This window comes from Saccharopolyspora sp. NPDC050389, from assembly GCF_040655595.1.
Classification (GTDB): Bacteria; Actinomycetota; Actinomycetes; order Mycobacteriales; family Pseudonocardiaceae; genus Saccharopolyspora.
In genome coordinates this window covers 209476-213523 of record NZ_JBFAKG010000004.1, presented here as the reverse complement: position 1 = coordinate 213523, position 4048 = coordinate 209476, and the positions used below count along the sequence as shown (strand labels likewise).

Annotated in this window: 2 protein-coding genes; one reads left to right on the top strand and one right to left on the bottom strand. The window is 66.8% G+C overall.

Annotation, left to right across the window (positions count from 1 at the left end; translation table 11 throughout):
* Window positions 1-392 precede the first annotated feature (392 nt).
* Window positions 393-2552: a UvrD-helicase domain-containing protein gene (locus AB0I53_RS04355; RefSeq protein WP_358596231.1), complete on the top strand. Its 2160-nt coding sequence runs from the start codon at window positions 393-395 to the stop codon at window positions 2550-2552.
* 64 nt (window positions 2553-2616) lie between these two features.
* On the opposite strand, the gene AB0I53_RS04350 is transcribed toward AB0I53_RS04355, so the two are convergent.
* Window positions 2617-3825 (bottom strand): esterase-like activity of phytase family protein, encoded by a 1209-nt coding sequence (locus AB0I53_RS04350; RefSeq protein ID WP_358596228.1) that lies wholly within the window; start codon window positions 3823-3825, stop codon window positions 2617-2619.
* Between the last annotated feature and the right edge of the window lie 223 nt (window positions 3826-4048).

Sequence of the window (4048 nt, the reverse complement as noted above, 5' to 3'; positions counted from 1 at the left end):
TAGCAGTGACCCCAACGCCACCGGCAGCAAGTACGGAGTGTCCACCACCGCCTACATCGACCGGGACCTGGGTGACCACTTCGCGTCGAACGGCAGAACTGCCCGCGGTGCCGCGAGGACACCGCCGATCCCCAGGCAACGGCCAGCCGGGTGTTCACCGCGTGGGTGTCGCATTGAACCCGGCCCCGGCATCGCCGTGGTCCAGCCGAAATCCGGTGACCGGTGGTTGCTCGTGATCACGAACCGCGCGGGTGGACGGCAAGGAGCACCGTGCCCCGCTCGGCGGCTGACAGGGAAATTCGCGTGATCTTACGCTGCCAGCTAGATCATCTGATCGGGGCGCCCGCACTCGCCTGCACTCGCGATGTCGTGCCGTATGAGAGGAGTTGCACGTGACCGCTCTTGGTCTCCACCGGGACTTCCTCCCGCAGTACGCCCAACTGGACGAGCCGGTGCGGCGAGACGTCGACGAGGTGCTCGCCGAATTCGGCGCGAACGGGCGAACCAACCTGCGACTGGAGGATGTGGCCGGAGCCAAGGACCCGAGGATCCGCCTCCTCCGAATCGACGATGCCTGGAGCAGCGTGGTGGTTGCGCACGGCGAGAGTGACGGCTACCTCCTGCTGAGCGTGCGCCGCCACGGCGAAGCCCTTGAGTGGGCGCGAAAGCAGCGCATCACCGAGAACAACCTCAGTGGCGGCATCGAACTCCGTGATGACCTGGCGATTTCCACCGCGGTGCGGGATCTCGGCGCCCATCACCCGGCTGAATCGCCGGACGCGAGACTGTTCGACCGCATTCCTGACGAGGAGCTGGTCAGGTTGGGCATCGACGAGGGAGTTCTCGCCGCGTGCCGGAATCTGCGCACCGTCGACGAACTCGACATTCTTCGCCCCGTGCTGCCGGAATTGCAGTACGACGTGCTCGCCGACCTCGCAGCCGGCGTCAGCTCCGAAACCGTCTGGCAAGAACTCCTCCAGAACTTCCCCCGCGCAGATGGGGGACAGGACAGCAGACCCGCCGTGCAGGAGCGGCCGGGCACGTTCACCGAGGCGATGAAGCGGTCCCACGGCCACATCGTCGTGGTCAACGATTCGGAAGAACTGGCCGACATCCTGCGACAGCCGTTCGACCTGTGGCGCGTGTTCCTTCATCCGACGCAACGGCGCATCGCCGAGCACCCGCCCTACAACGGGCCCATGCGGATCACCGGCGGAGCCGGGACCGGGAAGACGGTGGTAGCCCTGCACCGCGCTCACCACCTCGCCCGCAATGCGCAGTTGGTCAGGAAATCGATCCTGCTCACCACCTACACCAAGAACCTCGCCGAGGAGCTCGCCCGCAATCTCGACCTGCTCATCACCGACCGCGTCGTGCGCGGCCGGATCGAGGTCGCCAACGTCGACGTGATCGCCCTTCGCCACTTCCGGCAACGCCACCCGAACTCCTTCGACCGGGTCCCGGAAAAGGACCGGCGGACCCGGTGGCAGCAGCTGGCCCTCCGCCACCACCTCGGGTTCACCGCTGCTTTCCTCGATCAGGAGTGGCGACAGGTTGTGCTCGGTCAGCAGATCACCACGGCTGAGCAGTACCGCGAAGCCGACCGAAGGGGCCGTGGAAACCGCCTCGCTCCCGCGGTCAGGGACAAGTTGTGGTCCGCGTTCGAGGAATTCACGGCACAGCTTCGCGAAGAGAACAAGTGGGCCTTCGAGGAGATCGCCGATGAGGCCGCGCGGGTGCTGTGTGAGGACGACGCGAAGCCGTACCGGCACGTCATCGTCGACGAAGCCCAGGATTTGCATCCCGCCCATTGGCGCATGCTGCGCGCCCTCGTCTGGGAGGACGATGATGACCTGTTCATCACCGGCGACACCCATCAACGCATATACGACAACAAGGTGTCGCTGCGCAGCCTGGGCATCCGCGTCACCGGCCGGTCCACGAAGTTGCGCATCAACTACCGGACCTCCCGGGAAATCCTGTTGTGGAGCACGGCCCTGCTCTTGGGTGAACGCGTCGACGACATGGACGAAGGCGAAGAGAATCTCGTCGGCTACCGCTCCAGTTTCCGTGGACGTGAGCCCGAGCCTGCGGGATTCGCTGACGAATCCGCCGAAATCGCGGCCGTCGTGCAGCGGGTCCAACGCTGGCTGTGCAACGGCATTCCCCCGGAGACCATCGGGATCGTCTCGCGCACCGGGCAGTTCGGTGACGGCCTGACCAGGGCGCTGAAAGCTGCTGGGATTCGTGCCGCTCCGCTTGGCAGTAGCGCGAAAACCAGAGGCGTCCGGATCGGCACGATGCACAAGATGAAGGGCCTTGAATTTCGCTGCGTCGTTGTCGCCGCCGTCAGCGCGAGCATGATCCCGCTGGAAGCTGCGATCGCCAATGCCGACGACGATCCCCAGCAACACCAGCAGGTTCTGCAAGCCGAGCGAAATCTGCTGTTCGTCGCGTGCACCCGCGCCCGCGACGCACTGTTCGTATCTTGGCACGGGGAGCCCAGCAGGTTCCTCGCGCCTGTGCTTTCCGCCGGGCGAACGGGTAGGTGACGCCGAAGGGCCCGCTGACCGTCATGCGCAGTGCTGGTCAGCGGGCCCTTCGGATCGCGCGGTCTCAGTGGGTGGCGGGGAGGGCGAGGGCGATGATCTGCGTGACCTCCGCGGGGTGGAAGTTGTCGTCACTGATCAGGACGACGGTGGACTCGCCGGTGCGCAGCCGGGGGCCCCACGTCATGCCTTCTACGTTGTCCACCGTGGAGAGTCCGAGATCGTGGAAGTCGGCGATGAGGCGCTTTCGCATGGGCTGGACGTTCGAGGCGGAGAGGGAGTCCACGGCCTTGACGTCGGTGGCGCCGCGGGTGGTGGCGTCGAACAGGCGGATCTTGAACCCGGCGCCCGCTACGTAGGTGCGCTCCAGCACGAGGAACCGGTGGGGATCGTCGGGGTGGGCGAGGATGGCGGGCACCCCGGTGTCCGGTTTCCGGGTGGTGGGTGTGGTGAAGATCGGTTCCAGCGGGTACGCGTGCTGGCTGCGCACGGTGCCGGCGCGGGTCTGCGTGGTGAGCCGGGTGAGCGCGCCGCGTTCGGTGGTCGGCTCCGGTCCGTCCTGGATCAGGGGTCCCTCCAGGGCGCTGGTGAGCAGGGATCCGGATTCGTCGAAGGTGATCGCTTCGAGGACCAGGTTGCGACGCGGGCCGTGCTCGTCGAGGGTGATCTCGTAGTTCGGCGGGAGCGGGAGCTCTCCGAGGTGGTGCCCGGTGGCGTCGGTCTTCCGGATGGACGGTTGGATCACCGGGTCCGGGCTGTCCGGGGTCTTCGGCCGACTTCCCTCTTGCGCCCACCAGTACTGGCAGGTCTGCGGGTCGACGCGGATCTCCTCGGGGTCGACGGCTTTGCCGTCGTTGAGGGTCGGTGGCGGGAAGGTGGCGCCGTCCGGCTGCCGGAACGGTTGTGTACCGGTGAAGTCCACCGGGCCGGCGCCATCTTCGCCGACCTGGATCTCGGCGGTGTAGAAGCGTGCGGGCTGCAGGTAGGAACGGTCATCGCTGATCAGGACGTATTCGCCGGTGCACGGGTCGCGGTCGATGCCCGACAGGCCGCCGACCGTGGTACCTGCGAAGTCGAGCTTGTGGGGCACGATCGCCTCGCCCAGCAGGCGCGCACCGGGGGAGCCGGGCGAGGCAGCTGCCGGATCCGTGCTCGCCAGCATGGACAGTGCGGTTGCGGTGGTCAGCGCAGCCGCGACCACACGAGAACAGGTATTGCGCATGTTGGTGATCTTGGCCGAACCACACGGTCCGCGCAGTCCGTAGATCGTGGGCAACTGCCTCCCTGAAAGCGGTGGCGAGCGTTGCAGTGCGTGACGACTTCGCCTGTGCAGAACGGCTTGCTGCGCGGGGCTGTCGGTCGCCGATCGGAACTGCGAACCCGAGCTGCGAAAGCCGGTGCCATGAAGCCCAGGTTCGATGCCGCTGATGCCCCCGACCCGGCATCGAACCCTCCGGCCGGTCGGCGCATTCCTCCCCCTCCCGGTGCGCCGACCGGCC